At 52.7% G+C, this 26,626-nt stretch carries 25 protein-coding genes; 8 read left to right on the top strand and 17 right to left on the bottom strand.

Annotation, left to right across the window (positions count from 1 at the left end):
- Positions 1 to 26: 26 nt before the first annotated feature.
- The 7 genes from mltG to alaS form a co-directional block, all read right to left on the bottom strand.
- Positions 27 to 1,034 carry an endolytic transglycosylase MltG gene (gene mltG / locus J0X21_RS13340; protein ID WP_206812689.1) on the bottom strand — a complete coding sequence of 336 codons (1,008 nt, stop codon included), beginning with the start codon at positions 1,032 to 1,034 and terminating at the stop codon, positions 27 to 29.
- Between the two features lie 14 nt (positions 1,035 to 1,048).
- A complete protein-coding gene (locus J0X21_RS13335) occupies positions 1,049 to 2,341 on the bottom strand; it encodes a VanW family protein (RefSeq protein ID WP_328812927.1) in 1,293 nt (430 codons plus the stop codon).
- Positions 2,342 to 2,473: 132 nt separating this feature from the next.
- Positions 2,474 to 2,785: a DUF1292 domain-containing protein gene (locus J0X21_RS13330; protein ID WP_206812688.1), complete on the bottom strand. Its 312-nt coding sequence runs from the start codon at positions 2,783 to 2,785 to the stop codon at positions 2,474 to 2,476.
- Positions 2,786 to 2,853: 68 nt separating this feature from the next.
- Complete coding sequence (gene ruvX / locus J0X21_RS13325) at positions 2,854 to 3,282, bottom strand: Holliday junction resolvase RuvX (protein WP_206812687.1); 429 nt, start codon at positions 3,280 to 3,282, stop codon at positions 2,854 to 2,856.
- Positions 3,283 to 3,337: 55 nt separating this feature from the next.
- Positions 3,338 to 4,279, bottom strand: coding sequence for an aldo/keto reductase (locus J0X21_RS13320; protein ID WP_206812686.1), 942 nt, complete (start codon positions 4,277 to 4,279; stop codon positions 3,338 to 3,340).
- A gap of 158 nt (positions 4,280 to 4,437) precedes the next feature.
- Positions 4,438 to 4,683 (bottom strand): IreB family regulatory phosphoprotein, encoded by a 246-nt coding sequence (locus tag J0X21_RS13315; RefSeq protein ID WP_206812685.1) that lies wholly within the window; start codon positions 4,681 to 4,683, stop codon positions 4,438 to 4,440.
- A 175-nt stretch (positions 4,684 to 4,858) separates the two neighbouring features.
- Positions 4,859 to 7,489, bottom strand: coding sequence for an alanine--tRNA ligase (alaS, locus tag J0X21_RS13310; protein ID WP_206812684.1), 2,631 nt, complete (start codon positions 7,487 to 7,489; stop codon positions 4,859 to 4,861).
- A 625-nt stretch (positions 7,490 to 8,114) separates the two neighbouring features.
- Between alaS and J0X21_RS13305 the strand changes: the two genes are divergently transcribed.
- From J0X21_RS13305 to J0X21_RS13275, 7 genes are all read left to right on the top strand, one after another.
- Positions 8,115 to 9,692: a PucR family transcriptional regulator gene (locus tag J0X21_RS13305; RefSeq protein WP_206812683.1), complete on the top strand. Its 1,578-nt coding sequence runs from the start codon at positions 8,115 to 8,117 to the stop codon at positions 9,690 to 9,692.
- A 162-nt stretch (positions 9,693 to 9,854) separates the two neighbouring features.
- Entirely contained in the window at positions 9,855 to 10,514 is a 660-nt protein-coding gene (locus J0X21_RS13300) for a TorD/DmsD family molecular chaperone (protein WP_206812682.1), read from the top strand.
- A 15-nt stretch (positions 10,515 to 10,529) separates the two neighbouring features.
- Positions 10,530 to 12,725, top strand: a complete 2,196-nt coding sequence (locus tag J0X21_RS13295; protein ID WP_206812681.1) for a molybdopterin-dependent oxidoreductase — start codon at positions 10,530 to 10,532, stop codon at positions 12,723 to 12,725.
- A 13-nt stretch (positions 12,726 to 12,738) separates the two neighbouring features.
- Positions 12,739 to 13,305 carry a 4Fe-4S dicluster domain-containing protein gene (locus J0X21_RS13290; RefSeq protein ID WP_206812680.1) on the top strand — a complete coding sequence of 189 codons (567 nt, stop codon included), beginning with the start codon at positions 12,739 to 12,741 and terminating at the stop codon, positions 13,303 to 13,305.
- A 1-nt stretch (position 13,306) separates the two neighbouring features.
- On the top strand, positions 13,307 to 14,137 hold the full coding sequence (locus tag J0X21_RS13285) for a dimethyl sulfoxide reductase anchor subunit family protein (RefSeq protein WP_206812679.1): 831 nt from the start codon (positions 13,307 to 13,309) through the stop codon (positions 14,135 to 14,137).
- A 150-nt stretch (positions 14,138 to 14,287) separates the two neighbouring features.
- On the top strand, positions 14,288 to 16,381 hold the full coding sequence (locus J0X21_RS13280; RefSeq protein WP_206812678.1) for a molybdopterin-dependent oxidoreductase: 2,094 nt from the start codon (positions 14,288 to 14,290) through the stop codon (positions 16,379 to 16,381).
- Positions 16,382 to 16,439: 58 nt separating this feature from the next.
- Complete coding sequence (locus J0X21_RS13275) at positions 16,440 to 16,988, top strand: 4Fe-4S dicluster domain-containing protein (protein ID WP_206812677.1); 549 nt, start codon at positions 16,440 to 16,442, stop codon at positions 16,986 to 16,988.
- 89 nt (positions 16,989 to 17,077) lie between these two features.
- Here J0X21_RS13275 and J0X21_RS13270 read toward each other — a convergent pair whose 3' ends face one another.
- The 7 genes from J0X21_RS13270 to J0X21_RS13240 all read right to left on the bottom strand — a co-directional run bounded on the left by J0X21_RS13270 (position 17,078) and on the right by J0X21_RS13240 (position 22,566).
- Positions 17,078 to 18,109, bottom strand: a complete 1,032-nt coding sequence (locus tag J0X21_RS13270) for an AI-2E family transporter (RefSeq protein ID WP_206812676.1) — start codon at positions 18,107 to 18,109, stop codon at positions 17,078 to 17,080.
- Positions 18,110 to 18,201: 92 nt separating this feature from the next.
- Positions 18,202 to 18,396: a hypothetical protein gene (locus J0X21_RS13265; protein WP_206812675.1), complete on the bottom strand. Its 195-nt coding sequence runs from the start codon at positions 18,394 to 18,396 to the stop codon at positions 18,202 to 18,204.
- A complete protein-coding gene (locus J0X21_RS13260; protein WP_206812674.1) occupies positions 18,393 to 18,887 on the bottom strand; it encodes a PRC-barrel domain-containing protein in 495 nt (164 codons plus the stop codon). The genes J0X21_RS13265 and J0X21_RS13260 overlap by 4 nt, the downstream gene beginning before the upstream one ends.
- Before the next feature lie 444 nt (positions 18,888 to 19,331).
- The gene (gene mnmA, locus J0X21_RS13255) at positions 19,332 to 20,444 is read right to left on the bottom strand and encodes a tRNA 2-thiouridine(34) synthase MnmA (RefSeq protein WP_206812673.1); all 1,113 of its coding nucleotides are present in this window, start codon (positions 20,442 to 20,444) and stop codon (positions 19,332 to 19,334) included.
- 6 nt (positions 20,445 to 20,450) lie between these two features.
- Entirely contained in the window at positions 20,451 to 20,828 is a 378-nt protein-coding gene (nifU, locus tag J0X21_RS13250) for a Fe-S cluster assembly scaffold protein NifU (protein ID WP_206812672.1), read from the bottom strand.
- 14 nt (positions 20,829 to 20,842) lie between these two features.
- The gene (gene nifS, locus J0X21_RS13245; protein WP_206812671.1) at positions 20,843 to 22,021 is read right to left on the bottom strand and encodes a cysteine desulfurase NifS; all 1,179 of its coding nucleotides are present in this window, start codon (positions 22,019 to 22,021) and stop codon (positions 20,843 to 20,845) included.
- A gap of 92 nt (positions 22,022 to 22,113) precedes the next feature.
- Positions 22,114 to 22,566, bottom strand: a complete 453-nt coding sequence (locus J0X21_RS13240; RefSeq protein ID WP_206812670.1) for an RrF2 family transcriptional regulator — start codon at positions 22,564 to 22,566, stop codon at positions 22,114 to 22,116.
- 610 nt (positions 22,567 to 23,176) lie between these two features.
- Between J0X21_RS13240 and J0X21_RS13235 the strand changes: the two genes are divergently transcribed.
- Positions 23,177 to 24,481: a replication-associated recombination protein A gene (locus J0X21_RS13235; protein ID WP_206812669.1), complete on the top strand. Its 1,305-nt coding sequence runs from the start codon at positions 23,177 to 23,179 to the stop codon at positions 24,479 to 24,481.
- Between the two features lie 168 nt (positions 24,482 to 24,649).
- Here J0X21_RS13235 and ltaE read toward each other — a convergent pair whose 3' ends face one another.
- The 3 genes from ltaE to J0X21_RS13220 form a co-directional block, all read right to left on the bottom strand.
- Positions 24,650 to 25,687 (bottom strand): low-specificity L-threonine aldolase, encoded by a 1,038-nt coding sequence (gene ltaE / locus J0X21_RS13230; RefSeq protein WP_206812668.1) that lies wholly within the window; start codon positions 25,685 to 25,687, stop codon positions 24,650 to 24,652.
- Between the two features lie 275 nt (positions 25,688 to 25,962).
- Positions 25,963 to 26,292, bottom strand: coding sequence for a thioredoxin (trxA, locus tag J0X21_RS13225; RefSeq protein ID WP_206812667.1), 330 nt, complete (start codon positions 26,290 to 26,292; stop codon positions 25,963 to 25,965).
- A gap of 55 nt (positions 26,293 to 26,347) precedes the next feature.
- Entirely contained in the window at positions 26,348 to 26,626 is a 279-nt protein-coding gene (locus tag J0X21_RS13220; RefSeq protein ID WP_206812666.1) for a metal-sensitive transcriptional regulator, read from the bottom strand.

The raw sequence follows: 26,626 nt of genomic DNA, 5'->3' as shown, positions 1-26,626 counted from the left end.
TTTCTCCCCTATGTAAAACAGTGTACTCACGGCTGATACTTCTGCTGATTCTGCAGGTGCTCCTCAAACGTTTTCGCAAACACATGGTAGCCGTCACTCTTGGCCACAAAATAGAAGTAATCCGTCTGCCCCGGGTTTAAAACAGCAGCTAAAGAAGCGTGCCCGGGGTTGGCGATCGGGCCGGGCGGAAGACCGGGATTCAGATAGGTATTATAGGGAGACGGAATCTGCAAATCTTTTTCGTACAACTTGGGCTTAGGTGTCCCTAAGAGATATTGGATGGTGGCACACGACTGCAACGGCATATTGATGCGCAGGCGGTTAAGGAAGACCGAGGCAATAAGCGGACGATCCGACTCATGCACGGCCTCTTTTTCCACCAAAGAGCTTAAGGTTACCCAGTCGTGCACCGACATACCCATTTCTGTTAACCTCGCCGTCACCTGAGGTGTCAGCTCCTGCTCAAAGCGTTTGAGGAAAATCGCCAGAATTTCCGGGGGGCTGCTTTTTTTTTCGATAAAATAGGTGTCTGGAAATAAAAATCCATCCAGGCGGTGTTCTCCTTTGGGTGCACCTTGCACAAAGCTGAACGGAAAGTCATACCCTGCGACGGCCTTCATAAAATCCTCTTTTTTTCCTAAACCCTTTTCCACCAGCACCTCAATCGTCTGAGCCGTGGTATACCCTTCGGGTATAGTCACCCTGACCGCATCCACTTCAGGACCTTTAAGCAGGCGGTCAATGATTTCAGCCGGGCTCATCCCTTGCGACAGGAAATATTCCCCGGCAAAAAGCTTAGCATCGGCCTGGCGGCTGCGAACTAATACCCGGAAGACCAGGGCGCTGCGAATCAGATGCCGTCGTTCCAACTCCGCCGCCACTTTACTGGCGTTCATTCCCGGAGTGAGCACGAATAATTCCTTTTTATCCGACTGTGCATAGGCTTTGCTGGCCGTATTCCACCAGGCACCCATCCCCCCCAGCAAAACCAGGACAGCCAGCATTAAGATAAGAATTTTTTTACCCACACCCATGTTCTCTCTTTCTCCTAATCCACCCCAACCCGCAGAATCCGGTTGGCAGGCTTGTATTCATCCCGGCTTAGAAGCTGGCGGGTTTCATTTCCTTGGCTGTCTTTGACAATGCGCCAGGTCTTTACAATATACCCCTTGCTTCCTGACTGCTCCTGAACCACCTTGCCCGCAGGCAGGCGGGGGTCAGGTCTCTGCTCCGTCTGAAAATCCGTTTCCTTTTCTATTTCATGCTCAAAAGTGATGCTCTTCCCGCTTTTTTTGCCCCACAGGCGGATCGTGAGTATTCCCGGTTTTACCTCTGTGCGCAGGTAGAGAATTCCTTTGGTATCATTTTTAAACTTAAAGTCGATATTCGGGTAATTAACCGTAGCGTCTAATCCAGGATGAACATAAGTTACAGCGACCGCGTGGGGTTTTCTTTCCACAACCGTTTGGTCCGCCAGGAGCACTGTATTATATAAAGTGGAGGAAACCTGGCAAACTCCTCCCCCGGTTCCCTGGACGTATTCATTATTGATAATGATATAAGCATCTTTATATCCGGTTTCGGGAGTTCGGGGGCCCACCGTCTCATTAAAGGAAAAGGTTTCACCCGGTTTTATGATTTTCTTATCCAGGGCTTTAGCCGCTGCCGTTAAGTTGGCTGTCCGGTTTTCCTCTTGGACGGAAAACTTCGTGCTGAATTCCCCGATCACCGAGTCGAAACCTAGTTCCTTCATGGCTTGGGTGGTAACCGTTGCCGGAACTTCCACTAAGGATACTGCAATTTCCGAGGGCAAAGAAGTTAAAGATAGCCCTTCGACTGTGTTTATAATCTGATCAACATTTACCGTAAGTCCGGTTACTTCGGGCTTAATGACAAATTTGTCATCCTTAATGGTATAACTTGCATCCTGAGCCGGGCGTTTAAGGAAAGCCAGCTTCTTATCCAGCGTAGTGCTTGCTTTTAACGCATCTACCTTTAACACAGACGCGCTCACCTGTCCCGGATGATTAATCATTGCATTCAAGGTCTGTTCTAGATTCAGGCCCAATCCGATCTGCTTCCAAGTTACGCTTACTCGCTTATCATTGTACACCAGGAACAGGTTTTGTTCCAGCTTGTCCTCTGCATATTGCGCCAGTTTCGGGCGCGCATCTTTTAAAGAAATATTGCTTAAGTCAAGCTCATCCACCTTGGTTCCTGTTGCTAAGGGAGTATCCTCATTGAGAGCAGAAGAGCCCGCACAGCCGGCAAGATATCCTGACAAAGCTATTAGAATGAGCATTATAGCTAGAGCAAATACAGACTTTTTGTTCAAACGCACAGCTTCACCCCCATTTCTAGTGTTGCCGTAAGCGTTCGATTTTTTGCACGCCAAAATGAAAAACCCGCCTATTTTATTTAGGCGGGTTTGGTTTCTTTTGAACCTTCTTGAGCCTATGTACGGGGTACAAGCCTACTCCTCTTCTTCCTCCAGGTTCTCCCAGGCATCTGCTACTTTTTCCCATTCCTCATCATCTTCGATATCAAGCAGCATCTCGTTTCCTTTTTCGTCATGCCCAAGCTTCAAGATGATGGCTTCATCGGCTTCTTCATCCTCTTCTTCATTAATAGGCATTAAGACGAAGTAGGTGGAACCGTCAACTTCCAAAGTGTCAAGGTGAAGAAACTCGTGATCTTTTCCCTCATCGTCCGTCAGGATGATTGTATCAAATTCTTCTGTTTCATGGGCATGCTCATGGTCGTGATCGTGATTATGCTCAGTCATTCGTTTCACCTCTTATCAAAGATACTGTCATTTTATACCCACAGGTAATGTTTGTCAAATCCCGCAGGCTACTCGGTCATTTTCCTTTTAAGAGCCTGAAGGCGGTCGAGATAACCCTGGAGAATGACAACCGCGGCCATCTTGTCAATCACTTTTTTGCGTTTGGCCCGGGATACATCCGCTTCCAGGAGCGAACGCTGGGCGGCGACCGTGCTCAGCCGTTCATCCCAGAATTCGACCGGCAGTCCAAAGCGTTCACGCAGCACCTGGGCAAATGCTTCAGTCAGTTGGGCCCGCGGCCCAACGGTGCCGTTCATGTTTTTAGGGTAGCCCAGCACCACTTCACTGACCTCATAAGATGCAATGATATCCTCAAGCTCTTCCAGCTCAGTGCGGGAACGCCGGATTGTCGTTATTCCTTGAGCCGTTAAGCGCAAAGCATCGCTCACCGCCACTCCGATGGTGCGCTCCCCGTAATCCAGACCCATAATGCGCAAGCTGATTCCTCCATCTACTGCTTAATGCTTTAACCTTAAGTTTCAGCCAAAAGTCCTAAACAATTTTTAAGCAAAAATGCGGGCACACCCGGCCGCAGTATCCGCACAGCACACAGGCTTCAGCCTTGACCTTGGCCTGTTCCTCCAAATACAAGGCTCCTTGCGGGCAGACCTCCACACAGCGTCCGCACCCCTGGCACCAGTCCGCGATATACAGCCTCCGTTCTCTGGCCTGTACAGCTACCTGCAGCGCCGGCGCAATCTCCTCGCCCGCCAGCAGGCGCAGGTTATAGTCGACTTCGTTCCTGCTCGACATCCCCAGAGCCATGGCTTGAACGCCTTTTACCCGGCGGATAAAAGTAAAGGCTCGCGCCGGATCACGGGCCAGGTGCCCGCCGCCCAGAACCTTCATCGCATAAATCCCGATTCCCAGATCGGCGGCAAAGGAGATGGCCTCCAGCATATCCTCGAGCGTACCGTCAATGATGCCGATGCCCTGGTAATTGAGAATGGGGTGGATCACATCCAGCCCCGGCTGCAATGCCCCGGCCCGCACGCCGGCTACGGCATGGGTCGAAATCCCCACATAGCGCACCAGGCCCCGGGCCTTGGCTTCCAACAGCTCGTCCCAGGCCTCCTGATGCCCGTGCAGGGTGAGAACGCTTTCCTGTTCATGGAGCAGGAAGAAATCCAGCACCTCCCGGTTTAATCCCTTTCGCGCCTTTTCCAGGCTGATGCGCATTTCGGAGCGGGTCACGGCATAAGACTTGGTGGCCACCATGATTTCCGGCTTTCCGGCAAGCGCCCGGGCAATCTGATCATAGTTATCGTATATTTCCGCCGTATCAATCCAGCTGATCCCTTGCTCCAAGGCATAGCGCAGAATTTCCGTCCCTTCGGCGGCTGTAACCCGCCCCTGAAGGGGGGAAATCGCCAGACTGCCAAAGCACACTTCTGATACCATCGGGCCGCTGAATCCTAACTTTACTTCACGCATTGTTTTTCCTCTGGTTGTTTTTCCAAATGTGAATTTATTCGGCTTTTATCTCTTGGCAACTGTGACTTAGATTCTGGTTTTCAGCGGGCAAACTGTATAACCGAGCCCTTCCTCAGAACTTGAGAAAGGGCTCTTTGGCAAGTCCTAATTTAATTTGGTTAGCTTAGATAAGAACGAACAAGCTCTTCCAAAAGCTCATAGCGTTCAAGCTTGCGGATTAAAGCGCGGGCTTGCTTATGGCTGGTGATATACACGGGATCACCGGACATGAGATAGCCTACCAACTGATTGATTGGGTCATAACCTTTCTCCTGCAACGCAGCATACACTTGTTGCAATATCTCCCGGGCGGGTACATCCTCGCCCTGGGTTCTAAACATCATGGTATGATCCAAGCTGTCCATTCAGCCACTCCCCTTTCGAATCCCAACGTCACTAGAATTATATTCCATTCCCAGCTCTAACAAATACTGCCCGCCAAAACTTTTCCGCTTATTTCCTGAGTATTCTTCAGAGCAAACGCGTTCTCCTGCTGCTTCCGGTCAAAATCCATTGTCTTAATACTAACTTAATTCCGGCTTACGAACGGATAAACTTGCGCACGATCGCCGGAACCTGATCCAAGGCCTCTCCGAGCTTGGCCGGGTCTTTGCCACCGGCCTGGGCCATATCAGGACGGCCGCCGCCGCCCCCTCCGGTAATTTTAGCTACTTCCTTAATAATCTGCCCGGCATGAAGCCCGCTTAAACCTGAGGGAGTAACGGCACTGACCCAATTCACTTTGCCCTCGGCCACAGCACCCAAGACCAAGACTCCTTGCTTGAGGCGATCGCGCACCAGATCAGCCATCTGACGCAGCCCTTCCATGTCCGGAGCGTGAACCTGAGCTGCCAAAAGTTGAACCCCCCCAACCTCCGTCACTTTGCTGAGGAGGCTGTCCACTTCGGATTTGGCCAGCCTGGCCTGGAGCTGCTGGACTTCCCGCTCCAAGTCTTTCATTTGCGCCAACAGCCCAATCACCCGTTTGGGCACATCCTGAGGATGAGCTTTTAAGAGGCCGGCCGTGGTCTCAAGCTGATCGTCAAGGGCCCGCATCCAGTTTAGAGATTCGAGGCCTGCGACAGCCTCAATCCGGCGCAGCCCCGCTCCAATCCCGCCTTCGCTCAGAATCTTCACCAGGCCGATCTCCCCGGTGGCCCGCACATGCGTCCCGCCGCACAGTTCCTTGCTGTAATCCTCCATGCGGACAACTCGCACCACGTCCCCGTATTTTTCTCCGAACAAGGCGGTCGCCCCGTCCGCTTTCGCTTCCTCCAGGCTCATCTCCTTGATATCCACACAGTAATTGGCCAAAACGGCTTGGTTTATTTCCTTTTCAACATTCTCTAATTCTTCCGCAGTCAAGGGAGAAAAATGCGTAAAGTCAAAGCGCAGGCGCTCCGGGGTTACAAGTGAGCCGGCTTGCTGCACGTGAGCTCCCAAGACTGAGCGCAGCGCGGACTGGAGCAAGTGAGTCGCACTATGATGCCGTGCTGTCGCCTGGCGGTCGGTCGTATCCACGATCGCCTCCACCGCTTCCCCGGAGTGCAGCACCCCTTGGGTCACCAGGATGCGGTGATAGACCGTGCCGGTTACCCCTTTCTTAACTTCTATCACCTTTCCTTCCGCCCGCGCACTTTTGATCACTCCGGAATCGGAAACCTGGCCGCCGCTTTCTGCATAGAAGGGAGTCTGGGACAAGAAGCAGAGCACTTCCTCTCCTTCCCCGGCGTCTTTCACTTCTTCTCCCCCGGCAAAGAGTCCTTCAATTCTGGCCTCCGCCTTAAGTTCCCCATAGCCAATGAAGGGAGTGGCGCCCAGAGTTTTTGCCTTTTCCGTCAGGGCCGGGCTTTCATTCACGGCCCGCATCTGCTGGGATTTTTCTTTGGCCTGCCGCCGGTGTTCAGCCGCCGCTTCTTCAAAGGAAGGCATGTCAACCTTTAATCCTTGTTCGGCCAGGATCTCTTCCGTCAGCTCCACCGGAAATCCATAGGTTTCATAAAGGTAAAAGGCATCTGCTCCGGATAAAACCTTCTCTCCCTTTTCTACCAGGCCACGCACTTTTTCCTGAAGCATCTGCGTCCCCTGTTCCAGAGTGGCTTGGAAGTTCTTCTCTTCCAGGCGCAGGTGGTTGACAATAAAGTTCTCATTCTCTTTCAGTTCCGGGTAATGGTGAGCATAATTGGCCTGAATGACCTTGAACACCGTCTCTAAGAACGGCTTCTCAATGCCCAAGAGACGGGCGTAGCGTACGGCCCGGCGCAGAATCCGGCGCAGGACATAGCCCCGTCCTTCGTTATCCGGCCTGATTCCGTCACCCAGCATGAACGAGACTGCCCGGGCATGGTCGGCAATCACTTTCAAGGCCAGGTCGTTTTTGGGAGTCTCTTTATAAGAAACCCCGGCGATTTCCGCCACTTTATCAATCAGCGGGCGAAAGAGGTCGGTATCGAAGTTGGATTCCACCCCTTGTATGACTGAAGCGATGCGTTCCAGCCCCATCCCGGTATCAATATTCTGTTTCGGCAGGGGGGTCAGGTTTCCTTCCTCGTCCCGGTTGTACTGCATGAATACCAGGTTCCAGATCTCCAGGAAGCGGTCGCAGTCACAGCCCACACCGCAGTCCGGGCTGCCGCAGCCGCGGCTTTCCCCTAAATCCACATAGATTTCCGAGCAAGGTCCGCACGGTCCGGTCGGGCCGGCTGCCCAGAAATTCGTTTCATCGTTGACGATCCGCTCCGGGTTGACACCCGCTTTTTCAGTCCAAAGCGTTCTGGCCTCATCATCTTCCGGGTAGACGGACACCCACAGTTTCTCTGCCGGAAGCTTAAGCACCTGGGTCACATATTCCCAGGCCCAGGTAATGGCCCCTTCTTTGAAATAATCTCCAAACGAAAAATTTCCCAGCATTTCAAAGAAAGTATGGTGGCGGGCCGTCTTGCCCACAACCTCCAAATCAGGCGTTCTCACACATTTTTGCGCAGTCGTGGCGCGCGGAAAGGGTGGCTCCACCCGTCTTTGGAAATACGGTTTAAACGGAACCATCCCCGCCACCGTCAGGAGCAAGGTCGGGTCATCTTTCGGAATCAGGGAAGCGCTGGGCAGCATCTTATGCCCTTTGCTTTCGAAGAATTTGAGAAACATGGAGCGCAGTTCATTGCCGGTGTACATTATTTTTCCTCCTAAGCCGTGTTAGGACGGGCTGCAGACCCGCTCACCATGACGCCGGAGCTACTCGTTAGTCGGCTCCGCTAACGCATCCGAAACCCCTTTGTCTTACTGCAAGTTAACCGTCGGTGCGTTTTAACGCTCGCCAACGCACTCGTTTACGCTCCTCTGTCAAAACGGTTCGCTATGTCTTCAGCCCGTCCTTGTAAAATTTTTAAGAGTAAATAAGAAAATCCCTGTCTAAAGACAGGGACGGGATTAACCGCGATACCACCCTGGTTACCTTCCAGCGACAGCATGTTATCTCTGTCTTAGTCAGGTCAACTCAGCCGACAGAACCCACAGGGCCAGTCGCTGCACTTAACGCGTGCCACGGCAAGTTTTGCTTGCCCTCGGAACTTAGCTTTCATATTTAGGGTTGAGCTCCTCACACCCGCCGGAGCCTCTCTGAGACAACGCCTGAATACTACTCTTTTCCTCATCGGTTTTAACAATTTTTCTCAAGTATATATGAAATCCGATCTTGTTGTCAACATCGCAGATATTATAATAGTACTGTACAAATCGGCAGATATGAGTGAAGCCACGTTGCTCAACACCGTTCGATGAACATGGAGGACAAAACAGCATGAACGCGATTCACCTGCCCCAAGGAATCACCATCACCCGGATGCTGGCGGCTTTCGAGTTGCAAGTCCTGGATCCGCCCGCCAACTTTAGAGAGACCATCGGTGCCCTGGATATCCAAAGGGTGCATCTAGCCGAGTGTCCGGAGCTCGTTTTACTTTTTCCGGGCTGCACGGTGACACTAAAGCCCAAGGGCAACAACCTGCTGCTGCAAATTGATGTTTCAAATCAGGAGCTACAGCTCCTGATAACCGCTCCGCCGACCGCTTGGCCAACCTTGTGTGCCGAGCTGACAAACTGGTTGGAACGGGAGCAAGGCCGCATTTTAGCTGCCTGTGAAGAATGTTCCCGCAGACTCACTGAGCGCCTGACGGACCGGAGCGCTTTTGCCGCCATCCACGAGCTGCAAGCGATTCTCGGCTATGATGTTTTGATTGTGGACAAGCAATACGCTATCCTGTCTTGGGCAGGCGGGAAATACCTGCCCCCGGACCCCGTTGCTTTCGCCCCCCCGAAACCGTTGTCCCCGCCTCCTGCCGTATCATCGGCCACAACAATCAGCTTATTTGCCGGTTCCTGGGTGGATGCGGCCTATGCCAGTATCCCTTTGACCTGGTGTTCCCTTGCAGGTCAACAGGGCATCCTGGGCTATCTCGGCTTGGCGGCTGCGCCAGGGGCGATCGGCGGTGTTGAGCGTTTCTTTCTGGGTAAAGCCGCGACCCTCTTATTCCTGGAATTGCTGAGGAACCAATGCATTCTGGAAAATGAACGCCTGCACCATCGCGACTTTTTATTTGACCTGCTTTACAACAATTTCGACTCCCAGGAAGTGATCTGCTCCCGCGGCAAGCTCTGGGGCTGGGACTTTACCAAACCTCACCTGGTGCTGGTTGGGGAAATTCAGGATTTTAACCTGCTCCCTTCTGAACGCCGGTGGCTCGACGATTTGGTTACAAGCATCACGCGCACCCTGAACAGTCTTTACCCCGGTTCGATTTGTCTGGAACGCAATAATCAAATCGTGTTACTTTTCCCGCTCAAGGAAATGCTGCCACAATCCCAATGGGTTCCTGTGGCCGAGCAATTGCTCAAGCCCGTTTGGGATCAGGCCCAGCCTGTTTTGGAGAAGCGCAGGCTCTTTTTCGGCTTGGGAAATCTCTATCCATCCCCCCGGGAAATTCACCGCAGCTTTCAAGAGGCCAAGTCGGCTCTGGAACTTGGACCCCTCCTAAACCCGGACCAAGCATTGACTTCCTTCGGGGAATTGGGTATGATGCGCCTCCTGCACAAGCTGGATCACCAGGAGCTGGAAGATTTCCGCACCGAAACCCTGAATCAATTGCTGAATTTCGACCGTGAGAGCAACCTCGAACTGGAGAAGACCCTGCTCACCTACTTTGCCTGCAGTGGGGATCTAAACAAAGCTGCCCAAACACTCTTTCTGCACCCCAATACGTTACGCTATCGCCTCAAAAAAGCCGCCGAAGTTCTGAACCTGGACCTATACCGCCTGGAAAACCAGCTCAACCTGTACGTTGCCCTGAAAATCGGCCGTCTCAAAGCCTTGTGGACGGACTGAAAGCTCACCCATCCGCTCCCTCTGTTTGTGACAGAGGGTTTTGTTTTGTACCACAAAAACGCCGGGTTTTTTTCATTTTAGTGGCCAAAGGAAGAAATACCGACCCGCCGAAATATTTGATATGTGAATATGAGCACATTCATTTGAAAGGGGGGATATCATATGAGTACTGCATGGGTATATCAGCCTAATCCCAAAAGCCTGTTCAAGGGTATGTCCAATATCTTTATGGCGCTTAGCCGCTTCTTTGCCGCAGGCGGAGAACAGATAGCCCGGACTCTGCCGCTCCTGGCACAAGCCTGTGAAGAATTTGCCGCCGCCGATACCGCCTGGCCGGCGCTTGCTGCCACACTAAGCGCTTATGCCGGGGCCGCTGAGACAGAACAAAAACAAATGGGGTTTGAATTTAACCGCTTATTTGTGGGACCGGCTCCGCCTATAGCCCCTCCGTACGAATCCGTCCATCTCTCAGCGCAGCGTTTGGTTATGCAGGAGCAAACCGTAGCAGTCCGCCGCTGTTATCAAGCTGCCGATCTGCAGGCAACCTCACAGGGAGCGGTCCCTGATGATTTCATTGCCACGGAACTTGAGTTTGCCGCCTATCTTCTCTCCCGGGCGCTTGAGGAAAATTCAGCAGGAAACGAAGGAAACAGCCTCCACTACGTGGATTTCTGCGCTACTTTCCTCACAGAACACCCCGGATGTTGGGTTGAACCATTTGCGGCCGCCGTCAATCAGAACGCCCGGCATCCAGTTTTTCCTGCGGTGATGCAGGTATTGCTCACAGCAATTAAAACACCTTTAACCATTGACATTATCTAATAAAGGAGGGCCATTATGCAACTATCCCGCCGCCAGTTTATCGGTTCCGCTGCCGCCGCAGCCGCCGGTGCCGGCCTTTTCAGTTTTGAAATGCTGATGAAGTCCAACCCAGCAGCGGCAGGTGCCACCCCGGACTTCAAGCTGTTTCGCAATGTCTGTCCGCGCAACTGTTACGACACGTGTGGTCAAATTTCCTATGTTCAGGATGGCATCCTGAAAAAAGTGGAAGGAGATCCCAAACATGGCTACACCAACGGCAAGCTGTGTGTCAAAGGGTATACCTACACGCGGCGCGTATACAGTCCCGACCGGATTAAATACCCGATGAAACAAACCCCTCGCGGCTCGGGTAATTGGACCCGTATTAGCTGGGACGAAGCCATGGATACGATCGCTGCGAAGATCCTTGAACTAAAAAAACGTTATGGTTCAACCCTGCCAATCTGTTTTAACAAGTATTCCGGCAACTTCGGCATTGTCCACTATGGGGCCGACGGCACCATGTCCAGCATCGGCTACACGACCCGGGCCTTGGGAACCCCGTGCTGGCCGGCCGGTATCGATGCCCAGACCTACGATTTCGGCACACTATACAGCAACGACCCTGAGGATATGGTTAACGCCAACTATCTCATACTCTGGGGGCAAAACGCCGCCTGGACGGCTATTCACACTATGCCTTTTCTTAATAAGGCCCGGGAACGCGGTGCCAAGCTCGTGGTTATCGACCCCATCCTGACCTCCACGGCCTCCAAGGCGGATCTCTACATCCAGATCAAACCGAGCACAGACGGTGCCCTGGCCTTGGGCATGGCGCGCCATATCGTGGACAACAACTGGGTTGACTGGGATTATGCCCGTGCCAACAGCGTCGGGTTTGATGAATGGATCGATTACCTGAAGCAAAACATTACGCTGGACTGGGCGGCTGACAAAACCGGTGTGCCCAAAGACATCATCATGGAAATTGCCCGGGAATACGCGACCGCCAAACCGGCCGCCATGTGGGTCGGATATGGCATGCAGCGGCACATGAACGGGGGCCAGAACGTCCGGATCATCGATGCGCTGGGGGTCATGACCGGCAACGTCGGCAAATCCGGGGGTGGAGTCAATTACGGACACCTGGAAACATGGGGTTTCAATTATAATGCCATGACCAATCCGGCTCCCAAAGATTCCAAAGGCTTCATCGGGCCGGACGGTAAAGAAGGGGACCGCTATATTAATATCAATAACTTCGCCCACGATGTCATGGCTCAGCAGGATCCTCCGGTCAAAATGCTGTGGCTGGCCTGCCGGAATCCGGGTTCCCAGGATCCCGATACGTCTGCGATCGAAAAGATGTTCGCCGCCATGGAATTGGTGGTCACGGTGGATTCTTTCTTTAATAAGACCGTACAGATGTCGGATATCGTCCTACCCGCTACCACCCATTTCGAGGACTGGGATGTCATGGCCAGCTATTGGCACTACTGGGTTGGGATCAATCAAAGGGCAATTCAACCCCTGTACGAAAGCAAGAGTGATGTCGAAATCGCGATGCTGCTCTCTAAAAAAATGAACGCCCTGGAGCCAGGCTCATGTACCTTCCCCACAAGCGGCACTCCTGAAGAATGGGTGGCTAAAGAGTTTAATCCGGGGATTTATAAGCTGTTAGGAATATCGGACTGGCGCGAACTGCTTGACGGGCCGCGTAAGGCCAAGCTGCCGGCCGCCTCCTGGGCGGACGGCAAGTTCCGCACCCCGTCCCATAAAGCGGAAATCCACAGTGAACTGGCCCAGAAAAACGGGCTTCCCGCCTTGCCGGTTTGGGTAGAGGAAATGAAAGCCCCGGAGCAATACACCATTCGCTTTATGACACCACACCCCCAACATGGCTTGCACTCGCAATTCCAAAATCTGGATTGGATGATGGCCGCCAACCCGGAACCCCAAGTTGAAATCCATCCGAACCTGGCGGCAAAATACGGCATCGCTGAAGGGGACATGGTCAAAATCTTCAATGACCTCGGCTCGCTCACCCTCAAAGCCCATTTGACCCGCGCCACCTCACCCGATGTCATTGTGGCCTACGAAGCCTGGTACAAAGATTCCAATTACAATGTCAACTACACGCTCAAAGCCACGCCCAGCGACATGGGCAAACAGGCCACCGGCAACAACGGACTTGCTTTCCACGACAACTTCGTAGCCATTCAAAAAGCGTAAGGAGGGAGCAAACATGAGTAAACAACTTGGCTTTCTGCACAGTTCGGAAAAATGCGTCGGTTGCCGGGGGTGTGAGATGGCCTGCAAAAATGAATACCAGACCGATGCCGCTCCGCGTTGGCGCCAGGTCTTTCAACTCCACGAAGAGAGGTACTCCCTGCCAACCCGGATGTTTTTTTCCATAGCCTGCAACCACTGTGCCAATCCGCAGTGTCTCAAGGTCTGCCCTGTCGGAGCTTACACCAAAAGAGATGACGGCATCGTTGTCCACAACCGTGACCGGTGTATCGGCTGCCGTCTGTGCACGATGGCCTGTCCTTATGACCGGCCCCAGTTCAATCACGCCAAAGGTAAAGTGGAAAAATGCAATTTGTGCTATCAACGCCTGGACCAAGGGGAAAAACCGGCCTGTGTGGCGGCCTGCATTCCGGGAGCATTAGAACTGGTGGAGATCACGGCCGAGCTTGATCAAAAACTGGGCGTATTAAAGACCTTGCCCGGGCTGCCCACTCCCGCGCTTACCAACCCGTCAATCCGGTTCATCGGGCCCAAACAAGGCAAACAAATTAGGAGGGATTAGCATGGGAACTGTGGAATGGCCTTTGGTATTGTTCACTGTCCTGGGGGAAACATCAATCGGGATTCTCCTGGCCTTGTGGTGGCTTGACCGTACACCTCTCGATGCGGGTCTTTATCGCAAAGCCACACTTACTTCCGGTGCCCTGCTTGGTTTGGCTCTGGTCGCCTCATTATTTCACCTCGGTCATCCGGAAGCCGCCTACCGCGCTTTAACGCATCTCGGTTCTTCGTGGCTCAGCCGGGAAATCCTATTCTTTGTCTTGGCCGCCCTGGCCTGGGTCTACCTCTTCCTTCAAATCAGCCGGCCCAATGGACAGCGCCGTGTGGCCGCAGGGATTGCCGGCCTGCTCGGTCTGTTCGGAATTGTCAGCAGCGCGATGATCTATGTGTTACCCCGGGTTCCGGCCTGGAACAGCGCCCAGACCCCTCTGTTCTTCTTGTTGACCACGGGATTGCTGGGAGCGTTAAGCCTGCTGTTCCTTGGCTGGAAATCCCTCTCCCCTGCTCAAATGGCCGGTCTCATGTACTGGAGCCTCGGCTGCGTTCTGTCCAGCCTGTTTTCCTATATCCTCTACTTTTCGCAGCTCACGGGCATGAGCCCGGAAGGCCTGGCCACCGCCCAAATCCTCACCACGAGCCCATTGTTTTGGCTGCGCGTGATCACGAACTGGGGAGCGCCCCTGATTCTCCTCCTCCCGTTATTCAAGCGCAAACGTTCTTTCAATCCCAACCTGCTCCTGACTTTGCTTGTTGTCAGCGGCATCGGGGAATTCCTGGGCCGGGCTCTGTTCTATCTCAGTGCTGTTGGCATTCATATTTCGGCTTTGAAGTAATCCGTTTCTTGGGGAAAGCGGAAAACAAAAGGGATTTTTCAATGGGTGCCGAATAGTTAAATAGATCACATTAGCCTGATTGCTGCGTAGTTTTTTAACACTTAAGGCTTGAGACTTCGCGTGATTGCGCCAGGAAAAGGGTGAATCCAGGTGTTGGCAAAACATCAGCACATCTGTCCGCGCAACTGTTATGACACCTGCAGCCTGATTAGTACCACCTATAACGGCGTCCTTCTCTCCGTCGAAGGGAATCCTGCGCATGACTATACCAAAGGAAAACTATGCCCCAAAGCCATGAGCGACATTCAGAAAGTCTACAGTCCCTCCCGTATACGCTATCCCATGCGCCAACGGCACCGTTTCAGCGGGGACTGGGAGCGGATCTCCTGGGACGAAGCTTTGGAGCAGATTGCGCGCACAATTCTCCGTCTTAAACGTACGCACGGCAGCACGCTGCCGCTTGCCCTCAATAAATACTCCGGTAATTTTGGCGCTTTGCATAACGCCATGGAGGCGCTGTTTAGCGGAATCGGCCCCACGACCAGAGCGATCGGCTCTCCCTGCTGGTCTGCGGGTGTAGACGCCCAGACCATAGATTTTGGCCGTTTCCGCTGCTCCAGTCCGCTCGATATGGCCCATGCCAAACTCATCTGGCTTTGGGGAGTTAACCCGGCTTGGACTGCCATTCATCAGATGCCGATCATCTTCGATGCCATGGAACGCGGCACCACCGTGGTATGTTTTGATACCCACCTCAGCGCGACCGCTGCCCGTTCCCACCGGTTTATCCAAGTCCGCCCCGGCACGGACGGACTCCTGGCCCTAGCCATGGGCAAAGTGCTGGCCGAGGAAAACCTGCTTGATCCGGATTTGCCAAATTATACTTTAGGGTATCACGATTTCCTGGCCTATCTTGATTCCGAGATCCGTGTCGAGCGCGCGGCAACGATTACCGGAGTGGAAGCTGATACCATCCGTGACCTGGCCAGGGAATACGGGCAAACTCATCCTGCCTGTATCTGGGCCGGTTTTGGTCTGCAACGTTATACGAACGGCGGGCAAACCCTGCGGGCCATCGATGCCCTGGGAGCCTTGGCCGGTCACATTGGGGAAAAAGGCGGCGGTGTGCAATACGGGCATTTCGAAACGTGGAAGTTCTCCGGTTTGGGGCATACCGAGCCATCCCAGGCTAAAGCTAACCCAGTCGTGGGTAAAAATCCAAGCGACCGGGCGCTCAATATCAACAAATTCGCTGCCGCTGCCCTTGCCTGCACCGAACCGCCGGTCCGAATGCTGTGGCTGGCGGGGAGAAACCCGCTGTCCCAGGATGCCGATCTTCACTTGTGGCAAAAACTGATGAACCAACTTGAATTCATCGTTGTGAGTGACCTGTTCCTGACCCGGTCCGCCGCAGCCGCCGACATTTTCTTGCCCGTGACAACGCATTATGAACACTGGGATCTGCACGCCAGTTACTGGCACTATTGGGTGGGTGTCAATGAGCCGGCGATCGCACCGGTCGGGGAAAGCAAATCCGACCTGGAAATCGCTTGGCGCGTATCAGCAAAGTTAAACGAATTGGAACCAGGCAGTTGCACTTTTCCCACCTCGGGTTCCGAAAAGGAAACTCTTTTACGTGAACTGAGCCCGGAGCTGCTCCGGTTGCTGAGACTGCAAAGTCCAAAAGAAATTTTGCTTCAACCGCTCAAAGCCAATTTACCCCCGGCGTCCTGGGCCCAGAGACAGTTTGCGACGCCGTCCGGTCGTTTCGAATTCCGCTCGGAGAAGGCTGTCCAGGCGGGGTTCCCTGCTCTGCCTTCTTATTCTCCCCCTCTTTCCCCTCCCCCCGAGGCTCCTTTGCGCCTGCTCACACCCCATCATTCATCTGCGCTCAACTCCCAGTCCTATCCACCGGATACTATCCCCAACGGCTATACCCTGTATGTCAACCCGGAGCTGGCTGAAAGCTATGGGCTCAACGAAGGAGCGCCAGCCGAGATCGCAAACGACCTGGGAGCAGTGCGGGTGAGATTGGCCTTTGATCTGAGTATTCCACGAGATGTCGTCATCGTTTACCAACACCCCGCCGAATTAAAAGACTCCTGCCTCAATGTTTTGCTCCGCTCACACACCACGGATATGGGAACGATTGCCACTGGGGCACCCGGGCTGGCCCTTAACGAGACTTTTGTCTGTCTCAGACGTCTGACCGGATCGGTTCAGCGGTTGTCCCCGAACCCTTGAACCGCCATGCGACCGGCCCGCAGGCCATCCATGACCCTGCCGCGAAGGGGGCGCTAACATGTTGAAACAACTTGGTTTTGTGCTTGATGCCAACCGCTGCTTGGGTTGTGGTGCCTGTGCCAAAGCCTGTGAGCTTAATCATCACCTGCCCCCTTCCCTGGTTTGGCGGACAATCCGTAAGGTCGAGGATGTTACCCCGGAAGGTATCCGGCGCTTTTACCTTTCCACCGCTTGCAACCATTGTGCCAACCCTGAATGTCTGCGTGTCTGCCCCCGAGGGGCGTATTCCAAGCGCCGAAACGGGATTGTCACCCACTCGCCGGAGAAATGCACGGGATGTAAATCATGTGTGGTCTCCTGCCCTTTTGGGGCACCCAAAATCCATCCCACAACCGGAAAAGCCTGTAAGTGCCAGCTTTGTTACGACAGAATTGAACAGGGCAGCACCCCGTACTGCCTTACGGCTTGCTTGACAGGGGCTCTCCAGCTCCGGGAAATTCACACTTTGGCCTTAGATAACCTGACGCGCCTGACCGCGCCGCTGCCAAGCTTGCGCCTGACCCGTCCCTCGGTATATTTCCTCCCGCCGCGGCGCGTCAAGCTTTAGTTCAAAGACAGCAGCCCGTTTTTTGTACATTTCTACAAAAAACGGGCTGTTTTTTTGTATGCAGCCACAAATATCGTTTGAGGTTAGGTTCATATCTCCGGCGCCACCAGGCGCAGGTAAAAATGCCGGATAACCACCCTGAGCACGGCGGCAACGGGCACGGCAATCAGCATTCCCAAAACCCCAGCCATTTCTCCGCCAGCGAGCAGGGCAAACACAATCCACAAGGGATGAAGCCCAACACTGTCCCCCATGATTTTGGGGGAAATCACATTCGACTCCAACTGCTGAACGATTAATATAACCAGCAAGACCTTTAAGGCCATCCACGGGGATTTAATTAAGCCCAAAGCCACGGCCGGCACAGCGCCGATAATCGGCCCGAAGTACGGAATAAGATCAGACACCCCGCAAATTACCCCGATGAGGAGCGCATATTCCATCCCCAGGAGCTTAACTCCAATCCCGGTCAAAATTCCGACGATCAGCGCCACCACCAAATTACCGCGCACAAATCGCCTGATCACATGGCTGATGTCACGCCACACCCGCTGCCATTCCAGGCGCCAGCGCTGATCTGCCATCCGGGCAAAGCTGGATTCCAGCCGGTGCCAATCCGCCAGGAAGTAGATGGCCAAGACCGGGGACAGGATAAACAAACTAAGAGATGCCAGCAGCTCAGGCAAATGGCTTAATACATATTGCAGCTTCTGGACCAGGTAGTCTTCCCCTTGCCCCAGATGCTGGTCAAAAACCGCAACCACACGGTTGGGCAAGCCGGTGCTGCGAAACGCGCTGCGCATTTCCTGAAACTGTTTGTCCACGGATTGCATAAACTGGGGGAGCACTACGGACAGTTTTGCCAACTCATTATATAGGAGAGGAAGAAGCAAGAAAATAACGAGAGCTAAGACCGCGAGAATCCCCACAAACACTACTGCAATGGCCAGGCGCCTGCTCAAATGATGCCGTTCCAGCCAATTAACCAATGGGGATAAAAGATAGGCCAAGACAAAGGCGGCGATGAATGGGCCCAGGATTTCATGCACTCTGAAAAAGAGCAGGGCTCCGAGCACAAGCAGGGTAATCACGAAAACCCAGCGCCAGCTTTCTTTCCTCACTGCATCCACTCCATTTCGAAGAAAAAAGCGCGCCAAGCGCGCTCATTTAACCTCGCATTTCGTACTCTCCAAGAATGTCTAAAAGCATTTCCTCATTCTACCGCTGTCTGGGGTATCCCCTGATCCATCAGCGGTTCATCCCATGCAACCAGAGAACCGTCTTCCGCCAGGTCGTAAATAACAACCCGGTCTTCCTGGGTCGTGAATTCCACATAACAATCCCAGCAATAATACTGTTCCACACCGACCTTGCCAATGGCACGGCCTCCGCATACTGGACAGTTCATGACAGCGAACCCCCTTTGTTTTCTTGTTCCCAGGGGGCTACCTGGTCATCAACGATTAAGATATCTTTCCCGTCCACCATAACCTGTTGCTGCAGTATAGCTCCCCGGCCATGGATGAGATCTGCAAAGAGCCCATCCGAGACTTCAAAGCCTACAATATGTTGTGCTGAATCATCGAGGAAAACATCCTCAATCGTTCCCCTTGAGTCCCCGCCTTGGGTGTAAACCTGGTTGCCTACCTTCTCAGACCACTTCGTCCCGCTGAGTTCACCGACCGTGTTATCACTCACGGTAAGAGCGTCTTTGCCTACGGCTGCAACGGCTGAGCGTGGTATTCCCTTATTATTCTGGAAAAAGTGCGCACCTTCCAGCAGAAAACCTGTCACTTCATCTGTTTCCTCATTGAAGGTCAGATCCTGCACCCATCCAATCTGGTCTCCGGTCTTTAGGTCAAGCACCGGAAGCCCCACGATATCCCGCGTACGCCGCATGCTTTCCTCCTTGTATTCATTCTTTCTTAACTTAAATCATGCCCAAACTTAGAAATATTCATGCATATATATGGAAAAAAGCCGGGCTTTTTAGCAGAATTCAGACTCCCATACCGCTATGCGGCACCGCTTATGAATGAAAAAAGGCAAGGGGCAATTACTTAGCGAACCGTCCGAGCAGAAGAGCGTCGAGAGCGCAGTTGATTCAGCGTTAAGCAGCGCCACGGAACTAGTCCACGGATGGACTGATGCCGCGGGTGCCAGGACGGCACAAGAGCGGCGCACATCAGGTATTACCCAAAGGTTTGGCGCTGTAGCTGAATCAACAAGCGAACAGCTCGGCGCGTGGTACGATTATCTCCGGTGGAGATAATCGCCGAAGCCGCACAACACCAGAGAATCTCTTCGCGGCGAAGGATGCGGGTAATGCACCTTGCCTTTTTTCTACTTCTTTAAGACTCCCCGGGGATCAGAGACTATTTTTCCACCGCCTACCACTTTATCCCCTTGGTAAAAGACGATGGCCTGTCCGGGGGTGACTGCGCGCTGGGGTGAGTCAAATACCACTTTTACCAGGCTGTCTTCCTCCGGAGGATAGACTACCGCCGGTGCCGGCTGCGCTTTATAGCGGATTTTTCCTTCGACTTGAAGCGGTTCAGTCAGTTCGGGAATCGAAATCCAATTCAAATCCGTCACCCAGAGCGTCTTGGTATACACTTCCAAGTCTTCCCCCAACACCACTTCATTGCGTTCCGGATTAAGGCCGATTACAAACATAGGCTTGCCAAAAGTCACTCCCAGCCCTTTGCGCTGCCCAATCGTATAGTGTATCAGCCCGCGGTGCTGTCCTAAGACTTTCCCCTCTTGGTCCACAAAATTTCCGGGGATTGTCTTTTGGCCCACCCGTTCCTGGACAAAGGACGCATAATCATTATCCGGAACAAAGCAAATCTCCTGGCTGTCCGGCTTGTCCGCCACACCAACAAGCCCCCGTTCCCTGGCCATTTGACGTATATGATCTTTGGTGTACTCTCCCAGCGGAAAGAGGGTGTGGGCTAATTGTTCCTGAGTCAGCATATAGAGCGCATAGGTCTGGTCTTTAGCCTCATCCGCGCCCTTGCTTAAAAGAAAACGGCCGGAATCCGGATCACGCAAGACCTGAGCATAATGCCCGGTGGCTATGTACTCCGCTCCCAGCCCCCGCGCCTTGCGCAAGAGTTCCCCAAACTTGACATAACGGTTGCAGGCCAGGCAGGGATTTGGGGTGTATCCCATTAAGTAAGATTCCGTGAAATAATTGACCACAGTTTCTTCAAAATAGGAGCGAAAGTTTAAGACGTAATGAGGGATGCCGAGCTGAAAGGCGACTCGCCGGGCGTCATCAATCGCCGAGATGGAACAGCAGCCGCCCTCAACTTCGGGTCCGGCCGCTTTCCATATCTGCATCGTCACCCCGATCACATCATAGCCTTCTTCTTGAAGCAAAGCGGCGGCCATGGAACTGTCCACACCGCCGCTCATTCCTACCACTACTTTAGGTTTGTCCGACAGGGTCATACAAATCTATCCCTTTGCTTTTTCTTTTTCCTTATAATTCTTGATGGCTTCATGGAGGGCATCTGCTGCTAAATTGGAGCAGTGCATCTTATTGGCCGGAAGGCCGTCCAAGGCTTCAGCCACTGCGGCATTGGTAATGGTCAAGGCTTCATCGATCGTTTTTCCTTTCACCATTTCCGTAACCATGCTGCTGGTCGCGACCGCGGCCCCGCAGCCAAAGGTCTTAAATTTAACATCCTTAATAGTGTTGCCCTCGATATCCAAGTAAATACGCATGATATCGCCGCATTTGGCGTTGCCTACTTCCCCGATACCGTCCGCATCCGGAATCTCTCCCACATTGCGCGGATTCATGAAGTGATCCATTACTTTGGCAGAGTACATCTCTGTTCACCCCTCTATTGTGCTTGTTTCATCTGGTCATACAGCGGAGACATCATGCGCAGGCGCTCCACAATTTTCGGGAGCTGTTCCAAGACATAGTCTATATCTTCCTCGGTATTCTGACGCCCTAAAGAGAAACGCAGGGAACCATGGGCAATTTCATGCGGCATCCTCATCGCCAGCAGCACATGGGAGGGATCAAGGGAGCCGGAAGTACAGGCTGAACCGCTGGAAGCGGCAATCCCAAGCATGTCCAGACTTAGAAGCAAAGATTCCCCTTCTACGAATCGAATACTGACATTGACATTATTGGGCAGGCGGGAATCCCCCAAGGGCCCGTTTACCTTCACATAGTCAATCTTATCCAGAATTCCCTGCAACAGCTTATCTCGCAGAATTTTTAGCTCCGCGGCCTCGGCCGCCATCCGCCGGCCGGCTAATTCACAAGCCTTGCCGAAACCGATGATTCCGGGTGCATTTTCCGTTCCGGAACGGCGCTTTTTCTCCTGCCCCCCTCCATGAAAGAGGGGAACAAGCCGTATCCCCTTGCGGATATAGAGGGCGCCGACACCCTTCGGTCCGTAAATCTTGTGGCTGGAGACCGTCATTAAATCAACATTCATTTCCTTGACATTAACCGGAATCTTCCCTAAGGACTGAACCGCATCGACGTGGAATAGCACCTTGTGCTCCTGCGCCAGTTTCCCGATATCCGCAATTGGCTGGATGGCACCCACTTCATTATTGGCGTGCATGATGCTGATAAGAATGGTATCCGGGCGGATCGCTTGGGCCAGATCCTCAACCGAGACAATACCTTCCTCATTTACCGGCAGAATGGTCAGCTCAAAGCCGTTCTTAGCCAGGTATTCACATGTATCGAGTACGGCATGATGCTCCACTGCACTGGTAATGATGTGCCTGCCTTTCTTGCGGTAAGCGTCTGCAACTCCCAAAATCGCCATATTGTCCGCCTCGGTGCCGCCGCTGGTAAAGGTAATCTCGTCAGGCTTCGCTCCGATGAGCGCCGCCACCTGGTGCCGGGCTTGCTCTACCGCATTCCGGACCTCTTGTCCAAAACTATGGATACTGGAAGGATTACCGTATTTCTCGGTATAATAAGTCATCATCAAAGATGCCACTTCCGGGTCAACCGGCGTGGTCGCGCTATGGTCAAGATAGACTCGCCGCATCTTCACCCCTCCTAGGTTCTAAAGTTTTAATAGAATAGTGATTGATTGTATAATGTAGGTTGTAATACCCCTCATTGCCTCAGGCTCAATGATTAGATATAGTACATATAGAGCCTGCGGTCTGCTTCTTTTTGTTTCGAGTCCTTGACCATATCTTCCAAAGTTATGGAATCAAGCACTTCGGCAATGGAATCCCGGACTTTCTCCCATACGGTTCTGGTGACACAGTAATCCGCCTTGGAGCAACATTCCGGATCTTCCTCCGCCACACAGTCCACCGGCGCAATCGGCCCTTCCAAGACGCGAATCACATCCCCAATGGTCATCTTACCGGGTTCCCTGCCCAATACATACCCTCCTTGGGCACCGCGCACACTCTTAACCAAACCCGCTTTGCGCAACCCGGAAATCAGTTGTTCCAAGTAGTGTTCGGAAATATCCTGACGCTCAGCAATGCTTTTAAGGGAGATAGGCCCTTCCCCAAAATGCTGGGCCAGGTCAAACATAGCTTTCAGACCGTAACGTCCTTTGGTCGAGAGCTTCACACCCTCACCCCTTTTCGTTTATATTTTTTCTTTTTATAAAAGGACTATTTCTTTTTTGTTTATATCTTATTAAAGTAGTCGGGATTTGTCAAGGCAATTCTTAGCAATATAGTATAATATGTTCTGAGGAATGTTTTTTATGTAAGAAGTCAGAATTCAGGAGTCAGAATTCAGGAGAGGAAATGCATCCTTCCTCGGTAGTTTTCAGTGACGGGGGCATCCGATAAAGACACTTCCGATGAAGATGACTGCCCGAGAATAACAGCGCTGAAGGTGAAACTCATGAGAATACTTATCGTTTTCAAATTCTAACTACTGACTCCTGCCCTGAAAATAGACGAGGGGCAATTACTTAGCGAACCGTAGAGCAGAGGAGCGTCGAGAGCGCAGTTGATTCAGCGTTAAGCAGCGTCACGGTTCACTTCAGGTATTACCCTAAGGTTTGGCGCTGTAGCTGAATCAACAAGCGAACAGCTCCGGCGCGTGGTGAGCGGGTAATGCACCTTGGCTATTTTCATTCATCAGTGGTGCCGCATAGCGGCATGGGAGTCTGACTCCTGAATACTTCTAATAAGCATACTCCAAATATTACTGAAAGGATGTTACTGCCATGGACCTATTCTCAGCTAGTTTTGACCAAAACCAGGTGGCTCCGCTGGCGGAGCGCATGCGCCCGCGCACTCTGGACGAGTATATCGGGCAAAGCCATATTCTGGGCCCGGGCAAATTACTAAGGAGAGCTGTGGAAGCGGACCGCGTAACCTCCCTTATTCTCTACGGCCCGCCCGGGACAGGAAAGACATCCTTGGCCTATGTCATTTCCCAACAGACATCATCCCGTTTTGTCAAGATCAACGCTGTAGCCGCGGGAGTAAAGGAACTCCGTGAAATCATCCAGGATGCCACCGACCAGCTTCACCTTTATGGCAAACGCACCCTGGTTTTCTGTGACGAGGTTCACCGCTTTAACAAAGGGCAGCAAGACGCCTTGCTCCCTGCGGTGGAAAACGGGACCATCACCTTTATCGGCGCGACTACGGAAAACCCGTTTTTCGAACTCAATTCCGCGCTTCTCAGCCGCTCAACACTTTTTAGATTAGAAACGCTGTCAGCGGAGGAAATCCGGCGCGGGCTCGAACTGGCTCTCCACGACCGGGAAAGAGGCCTTGGGAATTATAAGGTTGAAATCGAGCCCGCAGCCTGGGAGCACTGGATCAATTACGCCAACGGGGATCTGCGCCGCGCCCTCAATGCCCTGGAACTGGCGGTACTTACCACCGCGCCGGTGGAAGGCGTCCGCCGCATTGATCTCAAGACCGCCGAGGAGTCGATTCAGCAGCGGGCTTTGCGCTATGACAAGAGCGGGGATTATCACTATGACATCATCTCCGCCTTCATTAAAAGCATGCGCGGCTCGGACCCTGATGCCGCTCTTTACTGGCTTGCAGTCCTTCTGGAGTCCGGGGAAGATCCCCGCTTTATCATGCGCCGGATTCTGGTCCATGCTTCCGAAGATGTCGGCTTGGCCGACCCCTTGGCAATGCTGCAGGCTCAGGCGGCCGCCAACGCTCTGGAGTGGCTCGGCCTGCCCGAAGCCCGCATCCCCATGGCTCAAGCCGTCCTGGCGATTGCAACCGCACCTAAAAGCAACAGTGTCATTGCAGGGATTGACAGCGCCCTCGAATATGTCCGCCTCCATCCGAACGGAGAAGTCCCCCTCCATCTGCGCGACTCCCATTACCCGGGGGCAAAAACACTCGGACACGGCAAGGGGTATCTCTATCCCCACCCCTACCCGGGGCATTGGGTCGAACAGGATTACCTCCCTTCCATTGTCAAAGACCAGGTGTTTTTCACCCCTTCCGGGATGGGCAAGGATCAATTCGAGAACCGTCGGAGAAAGTCGAAAGATTAAGGTTACTTAGCCAAGACCTAAGAGTAATAATTACCACTCAACCTAAACTTTGCTTTAGAGCAACTCGTACGGTAAAAGTAAGAAAATCCTCTGCCAAGATGGTGGGAGGATTTCTTTATTATGTATACTCACTAGGTCAGTCATATTGTTTTGCAAAGACAGTTTCTCCTAAGACATGATTTCTTTCAAAGCTTTAATCAGTTTGGCGGCGTCCTTTTCCCCCACATCCTCATGCGTCACAAACCGCACTTTTTGCGGTCCGAAATCAGTCGCCAAGATTCCCCGCTCACGCAGTTTACCTAGGAGTTCTTGGGCGGTACCCCAGGCCGGATCAACGGAAACGACCAAGATATTAGTTTGCAGGCGCTCTAAGTCTACTCCAAGAAAAGGGATGTTAACGAGTTCCTGTCCAATCTTGCGGGCCAGAGCGTGATCCTCAGCCAAGCGGTCCACCATCTTTTCCAGGGCTATGATCCCTGCGGCTGCCAGAACCCCCGCCTGGCGCATGCCGCCGCCCAGCATTTTGCGCCATTTGCGCGCCCGGGCAATAAATTCCTTGCTCCCGGCCACCATCGATCCGACCGGAGCCCCTAACCCTTTGGACAAGCAAAACTGCACCGAATCAACCGGAGCTGTCAATTCTATTACGTCTACCCCTTGGGCGACTGCAGCGTTAAAGATGCGGGCACCGTCCACATGGACCCTGAGCCCGGCTTCTTTGGCAGCAGCGGCAACCTCAGCCACTTGTGCGGGTGTCCAATAGGTTCCGCCGGCCCGGTTATGCGTATTTTCCAAGCAAAGGAGAGACGTCCTCGGAAAATGAATGTTATCCCCGCGCAGGGCCTTGCGCACTGCTTCGGCGCTGAAAATTCCCCCTTCACTGTCTAAGAGCCTGGGAATTAACCCGCCCAAAGCGGACATGCCCCCAACTTCGTAATAGTAGATATGAGACTCTTTTTCGAGCAGCACTTCGTCCCCTTTGTGCGTATGGGCCAACACCGATACCAAATTGCCCTGGGTACCGCTGGTCACAAACAGAGCCGCTTCTTTTCCTACTTTTGCCGCTGCTAACTCTTCCAGGCGGTTGACGCTCGGGTCCTCGCCGTAAACATCATCCCCTACTTCCGCTTGCGCCATCGCTTCCCGCATTTCAGCAGTCGGCAGCGTCACCGTGTCACTGCGAAAATTGATCCAAGGTTGCTCCATCTCGTGTTTCCCCTTTCCCTTGTTCTTCTGTTGCCCACGATCAATGTTCATTAAGTCGTGCGTATCGTAGCGGTACCAATTTGTGGTCTTGATTGTCGGAATTCACTCCGGGATCACATTTTTAATTGTACTACTATTTCACACGTAACCCCAAGCAATATTTTGGAAAGACTGAAACCTGCGCTTAAATGATTAAGGCCATGCCAGAAGCGGCACAGCCTAATTAATTACGCCATTATCTTACGTATTTAGCATAACGTCCCTTATCAAATGTGTTAAGCGTGGGCATTAAGCATTTTAGCCAATTCAGCCTTCGGACGGAAACCGATGATCTTGTCTACCATCTTGCCGCCTTTGAAAAGGCCGAGAGTAGGAATGCTCATGATTCCGTACTGGCTGGCTACCGGGCCATGTTCATCCACATTGAGCTTGCCAACAACAATTTTACCCACATATTCGTCCGCCAATTCCGCCACGATCGGAGCTACCATGCGGCAGGGGCTGCACCATTCAGCCCAAAAATCAACCAACACCGGTTTATCAGAATTGAGAACGTCTTGGTTCCAATTTGCTGTGGTAAAAGTTTTAATGTTTGCTCCTGCCATGCAAATTCCTCCTTAAGTTATACTAAACTTTTCTATGAAAGCATATTGATAATTATTACTTGACAAACTTGCTCAGTACCCCAATCAGTTCTTCGATCGCGTTTTCCTTATTCTGAACATCCACAGCGTTTGTTAAACACTGACGCGAGTGGTTCTCAAACACAATCGTGCCCACTTTGTGAACAGCTGCTCTTACCGCAGCAACTTGAACAAGGATATCCACACAGTTCTTATCGCTTTCCACCATGCGCTGCAGCCCTTTAACCTGGCCCTCAATTTTTTTCAGACGCCGGATAAGATCATCTTTCGAATCTGTATAGGGTGAAGTATCCAT

Source organism: Paradesulfitobacterium ferrireducens (genome assembly GCF_017310645.1).
Classification (GTDB): domain Bacteria; phylum Bacillota; class Desulfitobacteriia; order Desulfitobacteriales; family Desulfitobacteriaceae; genus Paradesulfitobacterium; species Paradesulfitobacterium ferrireducens.
The sequence above is the reverse complement of the archived record's forward strand: the minus strand, read 5'-3'. Positions and strand labels throughout refer to the sequence as shown.

Bases quoted from the DNA above. Each gene is read 5' to 3' on its own strand.
- nifU (WP_206812672.1), bottom strand. From the start codon at position 20,828: ATGTACTCTGCCAAAGTAATGGATCACTTCATGAATCCGCGCAATGTG.
- J0X21_RS13295 (WP_206812681.1), top strand. From the start codon at position 10,530: ATGCAACTATCCCGCCGCCAGTTTATCGGTTCCGCTGCCGCCGCAGCC.
- J0X21_RS13220 (WP_206812666.1), bottom strand. From the start codon at position 26,626: ATGGATACTTCACCCTATACAGATTCGAAAGATGATCTTATCCGGCGT.
- mnmA (WP_206812673.1), bottom strand. From the start codon at position 20,444: ATGACCCTGTCGGACAAACCTAAAGTAGTGGTAGGAATGAGCGGCGGT.
- J0X21_RS13285 (WP_206812679.1), top strand. From the start codon at position 13,307: ATGGGAACTGTGGAATGGCCTTTGGTATTGTTCACTGTCCTGGGGGAA.
- J0X21_RS13290 (WP_206812680.1), top strand. From the start codon at position 12,739: ATGAGTAAACAACTTGGCTTTCTGCACAGTTCGGAAAAATGCGTCGGT.
- J0X21_RS13330 (WP_206812688.1), bottom strand. From the start codon at position 2,785: ATGACTGAGCATAATCACGATCACGACCATGAGCATGCCCATGAAACA.
- nifS (WP_206812671.1), bottom strand. From the start codon at position 22,021: ATGCGGCGAGTCTATCTTGACCATAGCGCGACCACGCCGGTTGACCCG.
- ltaE (WP_206812668.1), bottom strand. From the start codon at position 25,687: ATGGAGCAACCTTGGATCAATTTTCGCAGTGACACGGTGACGCTGCCG.
- J0X21_RS13305 (WP_206812683.1), top strand. From the start codon at position 8,115: ATGAACGCGATTCACCTGCCCCAAGGAATCACCATCACCCGGATGCTG.
- J0X21_RS13315 (WP_206812685.1), bottom strand. From the start codon at position 4,683: ATGGACAGCTTGGATCATACCATGATGTTTAGAACCCAGGGCGAGGAT.
- J0X21_RS13275 (WP_206812677.1), top strand. From the start codon at position 16,440: ATGTTGAAACAACTTGGTTTTGTGCTTGATGCCAACCGCTGCTTGGGT.
- trxA (WP_206812667.1), bottom strand. From the start codon at position 26,292: ATGGCAGGAGCAAACATTAAAACTTTTACCACAGCAAATTGGAACCAA.
- mltG (WP_206812689.1), bottom strand. From the start codon at position 1,034: ATGGGTGTGGGTAAAAAAATTCTTATCTTAATGCTGGCTGTCCTGGTT.
- J0X21_RS13235 (WP_206812669.1), top strand. From the start codon at position 23,177: ATGGACCTATTCTCAGCTAGTTTTGACCAAAACCAGGTGGCTCCGCTG.
- J0X21_RS13260 (WP_206812674.1), bottom strand. From the start codon at position 18,887: ATGCGGCGTACGCGGGATATCGTGGGGCTTCCGGTGCTTGACCTAAAG.
- J0X21_RS13320 (WP_206812686.1), bottom strand. From the start codon at position 4,279: ATGCGTGAAGTAAAGTTAGGATTCAGCGGCCCGATGGTATCAGAAGTG.
- J0X21_RS13265 (WP_206812675.1), bottom strand. From the start codon at position 18,396: ATGAACTGTCCAGTATGCGGAGGCCGTGCCATTGGCAAGGTCGGTGTG.
- J0X21_RS13300 (WP_206812682.1), top strand. From the start codon at position 9,855: ATGAGTACTGCATGGGTATATCAGCCTAATCCCAAAAGCCTGTTCAAG.
- alaS (WP_206812684.1), bottom strand. From the start codon at position 7,489: ATGTACACCGGCAATGAACTGCGCTCCATGTTTCTCAAATTCTTCGAA.